Source organism: Mesorhizobium sp. M7D.F.Ca.US.004.01.2.1 (genome assembly GCF_003997785.1).
GTDB classification, from domain to species: domain Bacteria; phylum Pseudomonadota; class Alphaproteobacteria; order Rhizobiales; family Rhizobiaceae; genus Mesorhizobium; species Mesorhizobium loti.
The window spans coordinates 1-5413 of record NZ_RZRQ01000367.1; the positions used below are offsets into that span (position 1 = coordinate 1).

At 62.2% G+C, this 5413-nt stretch carries 5 protein-coding genes; all 5 read left to right on the plus strand.

The window, feature by feature from the left end:
• On the plus strand, positions 1-517 hold a 517-nt coding region (locus tag EN993_RS30495), incomplete at its 5' end, for a cytochrome b/b6 domain-containing protein (protein ID WP_127265628.1).
• Between the two features lie 274 nt (positions 518-791).
• A complete protein-coding gene (arcD, locus tag EN993_RS30500) occupies positions 792-2261 on the plus strand; it encodes an arginine-ornithine antiporter (RefSeq protein ID WP_127265629.1) in 1470 nt (489 codons plus the stop codon).
• Between the two features lie 14 nt (positions 2262-2275).
• The gene (locus EN993_RS30505; RefSeq protein ID WP_127265632.1) at positions 2276-3490 is read left to right on the plus strand and encodes an arginine deiminase; all 1215 of its coding nucleotides are present in this window, start codon (positions 2276-2278) and stop codon (positions 3488-3490) included.
• Between the two features lie 17 nt (positions 3491-3507).
• Positions 3508-4509, plus strand: a complete 1002-nt coding sequence (argF, locus tag EN993_RS30510) for an ornithine carbamoyltransferase (protein WP_127265630.1) — start codon at positions 3508-3510, stop codon at positions 4507-4509.
• A 1-nt stretch (position 4510) separates the two neighbouring features.
• On the plus strand, positions 4511-5413 hold a 903-nt coding region (gene arcC / locus EN993_RS30515), incomplete at its 3' end, for a carbamate kinase (RefSeq protein WP_127265631.1).

Consider the following 5413-nt stretch of genomic DNA (forward strand, 5'->3'; position numbering starts at 1 on the left):
GGACCGGGTCGTGCGAAGTTTTCACTGGGCGCTGGTGCTCAGCTTCGTCACGGCCTGGCTCACCTCGCATTCCTCGGAGGACATCCATCATTGGGCTGGCTACGCCGCGGCCGCGCTGGTCGCGATGCGCTTGTTGTGGGGCGTTCTGGGCACCCCCTATGCGCGCTTCTCGCAATTCGTGCGTGATCCGGCAACAGTACTGCGCTACCTCTCAGCATTGCTGAGCGGTCGCGAAGCCCGCTACATCGGCCATAATCCGGCCGGCGGCGCGATGGTGATCGTGTTGATCGGGGCGATGGGATCGACCGCGCTGACCGGATGGCTGATGACAACGGACGCCTATTTCGGCGTGCCATGGGTCGAGGCGGCGCACAGCCTCGCCGCGCACGGCCTGCTCCTGCTGGTCCTTTTCCATATGGGCGGCGTCGCGCTGGCAAGCTTTCGCCATCGCGAAAACCTTGTCCGGGCCATGATCACCGGGCGAAAACGCAAAGCCGAGCCCGCGGACATAGCCTGACGATCTGTCAACGCGCCAAGCGATTCTCGCCCTCGACGATCTCAGGGGCGCAAGCCGCCATTCGTTCGGCGACGGCGAGAGCCAGCCACGCGACATCGGGCGAGTGGATCGGACACATGTGCAAGCTCGATGAGCGAGCGCTTTTCCCGGGCGCCCAGGAACCCCAAACTTGCCATTTGCCGCTCGCAAACGGATTTGACCCGTATCAAGGCAGCTAGCGCTTATTTCTTGTCTGTTGCCTCCCATCAGAGCCTTCAATTTTTGGGAGAGCATCATGACTACGGCTGATTTCAACATCATCCCTATTCCGAAGGTCGCGACCGCGGCGCCAACAAAACTTCGACTGGGTTCCCTGACCGCATTGGTGATTGGATCGATGGTCGGTTCCGGCGTTTTCAGCCTGCCGCAGAACATGGCGGCAGGTGCTGGTCCCCTCTCAATCCTGATTGGCTGGGCGATCACTGCGGTCGGCATGCTGGCGCTGGTCTTCGTTTATCAATCGCTTGCAACCCGCAAGCCCGAGCTCGACGCTGGGCCTTACGCTTACGCCAAGGCCGGCTTCGGTCCCTTCATCGGTTTCAACAGCGCCTGGGGCTACTGGATCAGTGCCTGGGTCGGCAACGTCTCCTACGCCGTGATCGTGTTCAGCGCCCTGTCCTATTTCTTTCCGGCATTCGGCGACGGAAACACCTGGCAGGCGGTGCTCGGCGCATCGATCCTGCTGTGGCTGATCCACGTCCTGGTTCTCGCCGGTATCCGCCAGGCCGCTGTCGTGAACCTCATCGTCACGGTGGCCAAGATCGCTCCGATCGTCCTGTTCGTCGGGGTTGTTGCCGTCGCTTTCAAACTGCAAGTCTGGTCACTCGATTTCACCGGTCTGGGCAACGCCAGTCTCGGCTCGATCACCGCACAGGTGAAGAGCACGATGTTGGTGACGCTTTGGGTGTTCATCGGCATCGAAGGCGCCAGCGTATTTTCCGGCCGCGCCGAACGTCGCAAGGACATCGCGACGGCGACCGTACTCGGCTTCTTCACCTGCCTCGCGCTTTACGCCCTGGTGTCGCTGCTGTCGCTCGGCATCCTCAGCCAGCCTGAACTCGCCGCGCTGAAGAACCCCTCAATGGCGGGCGTGCTGGAAGCGGTTGTCGGTCCTTGGGGCGCCATCCTCATCAACATCGCGCTTGTCGTGTCCGTGATCGGCGCCTTCCTCAGCTGGACGCTGCTTGCGGCCGAAATTCCACATGTCGCCGCCAAGGACGGCACGATGCCGAAATTCTTCGGCTGGGAAAGCGACCGCGGTGTGCCGTCGATCTCCCTTCTGATCACCAACCTGCTCGTCCAGGCCTTCCTCGTGATCACGCTCTTTGCACAGAGTACTTACCAGGCACTGTTCTACATCGCGTCAGCCGCGATCCTGGTGCCTTACATCTTTTCCGGAGCCTACGCTGCCAAGCTCGCGCTGACTGGAGAGAGCTACGAGAGCGGCGAGCAACGCTTCGGTCCGCTTTTTGCCGGGCTGCTGGCAACGGTCTACGGACTGTGGCTCGTCTACGCGGCCGGACCCGCATATCTGTTCATGTGCGCGATCCTTTATGCGCCCGGCATCATCTTCTACATCTGGGCGCGCCGCGAAACCAATCAGCGCGTGTTCCATCCTGCCGAAGCAGCCCTCGCTGGAACTCTCATCGCTGTCGCCATCCTCGCCGTTTACGAGATGTGGACCGGCGCCATCAGCCCGCTGTGAGAGGAATGACGGCGATGACAAGCCTGGGTGTCCACTCCGAAGTCGGACGTCTGCGCGAGGTGATGGTCCATCGTCCGGACCTCAGCCTGCGCAGGCTGACACCGGAGAACTGCAAGGCGCTGCTCTTCGACGACGTGCTGTGGGTCAAGCGGGCCCGCCAGGAGCATGATGTCTTCGTCGACGCGTTGCGCGAACGCGGCGTGCTGGTGCATTCTTTCGGAGAGCTCCTGGCAGAAACAATGAGCTTGACCAAGGCCCGCGACTGGCTTCTCGACCGCCGGGTTCATCCCGGCGTCGTCGGGCTGGACATGGTCGACGAGATGCGTGGCTGGCTCAACGAGATGCCTGCGGAACTGCTCGCGACCTATCTTGTCGGCGGCATCGCCCGAGCGGAGCTTCCGTTCGAGCCCAAAGGCCTGACCGGAAGGACGCTCGCGCCCCAGGATTTCGTGCTGCCGCCGCTGCCGAACCAGCTTTTCACCCGCGACAGTTCCTGCTGGATCTACGGCTCGGTCTCCGTCAATTCCATGTACTGGCCCGCCAGGCGCCCGGAAGCGGCCAATGTCGAAGCTGTCTACCGTTTCCATCCCCGGTTTCGAGACAGTGGGATTCCCTTTGTGTCGCCGGATCTGGGAACAGGCACCAGCCTGGAAGGCGGCGATGTCATGCCGATCGGTGGAGGAACGGTTATCGTCGGCATGGGGGAGCGCACCACGCCGCAAGCCGTGGGCGACCTTGCGCGCAGCCTGTTCGCGGCCGGCGAGGCCACGCGTGTGATTGCCGCGCTAATGCCGCGGGATCGCAGTTTCATGCATCTCGATACCGTCTTCACCTTCTGCGACCGCGACCTGGTGACCATGTACCCGCCGGTGGTCGAGCGGCTGCGCACCTTCTCGTTGCGGCCGGGCGATGGCGCGGCGGCGGTCGAGGTCACCGATGAGACAAAGCCGTTCACGGCTGTTGTTGCTGAAGCCGTTGGACTGAAATTGCTGCGGATCATCGCCACCGGTGGCGACCGCTACGAGGCCGAGCGCGAGCAATGGGATGACGGCAACAACGTTGTTGCGGTCGAGCCAGGTGTGGTCATCGGCTACGACCGCAACGTTTATACAAACACGCTCCTGCGCCGTGCAGGAATTGAAGTGATCACGGTCGAAGGCGCCGAGCTTAGCCGCGGGCGCGGCGGCGGGCACTGCATGACCTGTCCGATTGCCCGCGACCCGATTTGATCCGAAAGGAAATCCCTATGTCGATCAATCTTCATGGCCGCTCCGTCCTGACCCTGGACGATCTCACGGCCGACGAGATTCGCTTTCTTCTCAAGCTGGCCGCCGATCTCAAGGCAGCCAAGCTCGCCGGTCACGAGATACCGCGTCTCGTCAGAAAGAACATCGCCCTGATCTTTGAGAAGGATTCGACCCGCACCCGGACCGGGTTCGAGGTGGCGGCCTATGACCAGGGCGCCCACGTCACCTATTTCGGTCCCACCGGCAGCCATATCGGCCATAAGGAGTCCATGAAGGACACAGCCCGCGTGCTCGGCCGCATGTACGACGCCATCGAGTATCGCGGCTTTGGCCAGCACCAGGCCGAACTGCTTGCCACGCATGCCGGCGTGCCCGTCTATAACGGTCTCACCGACGAGGCGCACCCAACCCAGATCCTCGCCGACTTCATGACGATGCGTGAATTCACGCATAAACATCTTTCGGATGTGACCGTCACCTTCGTCGGTGAGGGTCGTGACAACGTCGCACAGTCATTGGCGCTGGGAGCAGCCAAGGTCGGCATCGATATGCGCGTTGCCTCGCCGAAGGAGCTTTGGCCGGATGAGGAATTCTGCGCCCATGTCCGGGACCTGGCGGAACGCAGCGGTGGCCGTTTCCGGCTCGACGAAGACGTGACGGGCTGTGTCCAGGACGCCGACTTTGTTTACACAGACGTGTGGATGTCGATGGGCGAGGACAAATCAGGCTGGTCCGAGCGTATTCGTCTTTTGACGCCATACCGCGTCACCAGCGAGGTGATGGCCGCGGCCGGCAACCCCCACGTCAAATTCATGCATTGCCTGCCGGCATTCCACAACACCGATACAGAGATCGGCGCCTTCGTTGCGAAGGAATACGGCATCGACTGCATGGAGGTCACGGACGAGGTGTTCGAGTCGGCTGCGTCGATCGTCTTCGACCAGGCCGAAAACCGGATGCACACGATCAAAGCCCTTCTCGTCGCCACGATCGGCAACTGAGATGCTTATCGTCATCGCGTTGGGCGGAAACGCACTGCTACGCCGTGGCGAACCGATGACGGCGGAGAACCAGCGCGCCAACATCAAACGCGCCGCATCCGTGCTCGCCGAACTCATCGGCGAAGGACACTCGGTTGTAGTCACGCACGGCAACGGCCCGCAAGTGGGCCTGCTCGCGCTCCAGGCCGCTGCCAGCCCGGGCGACGGGGCGTTTCCACTCGATGTGCTCGGGGCCGAGAGCGCCGGCATGATCGGATATGTGATCGAGCAGGAGCTCGGCAACCTCCTCAAGCAGAGGCTGTTCGCAACCCTGCTGACACAGGTGACTGTGGACCCGCACGATCCGGCCTTCGCTCACCCAACGAAGCCGATCGGCCCGGTCTACGATGAGGCAACCGCACGCAAGCTTGCCACCGAGCGCGGCTGGCAAGTCGCGCCTGATGGCGATAAATGGCGTCGCGTCGTACCCTCGCCACGACCGCTGGAGATTCTGGAAGCGTCGGTGATTTCATTCCTCGTCCAACGCGGCGTGATCGTCATCTGCACCGGTGGCGGCGGGGTTCCAGTAATAACCCGTGACGACGGCAGTCTTTGCGGTGTGGAAGCAGTTATCGACAAGGATCTGGCAAGCTCGCTTCTCGCTCGCGAGTTGAAGGCAGACATGCTGCTTATGCTGACGGATGTCGACGCCGTCTATGTCGACTACGGAACAGCGGCCGCTCGGGCGCTCCGGCGCGTGAGCCCCAAGGAGCTATCGGGCAGGACTTTTCCGGCCGGCTCCATGGGACCGAAGGTCAGCGCTGCAATCGAATTCATTGAAGCGACAGGCAAGCCTGCTGCAATCGGCAAGCTCGACGATGCCGTCGAAATTGTCAGAGGGGAGCTCGGCACCTGGTTCGAAGCC

Excerpts from the sequence above, each read along its gene's own strand:
- arcD (WP_127265629.1), top strand. The coding sequence starts at position 792 with ATGACTACGGCTGATTTCAACATCATCCCTATTCCGAAGGTCGCGACC.
- EN993_RS30505 (WP_127265632.1), top strand. The coding sequence starts at position 2,276 with ATGACAAGCCTGGGTGTCCACTCCGAAGTCGGACGTCTGCGCGAGGTG.
- argF (WP_127265630.1), top strand. The coding sequence starts at position 3,508 with ATGTCGATCAATCTTCATGGCCGCTCCGTCCTGACCCTGGACGATCTC.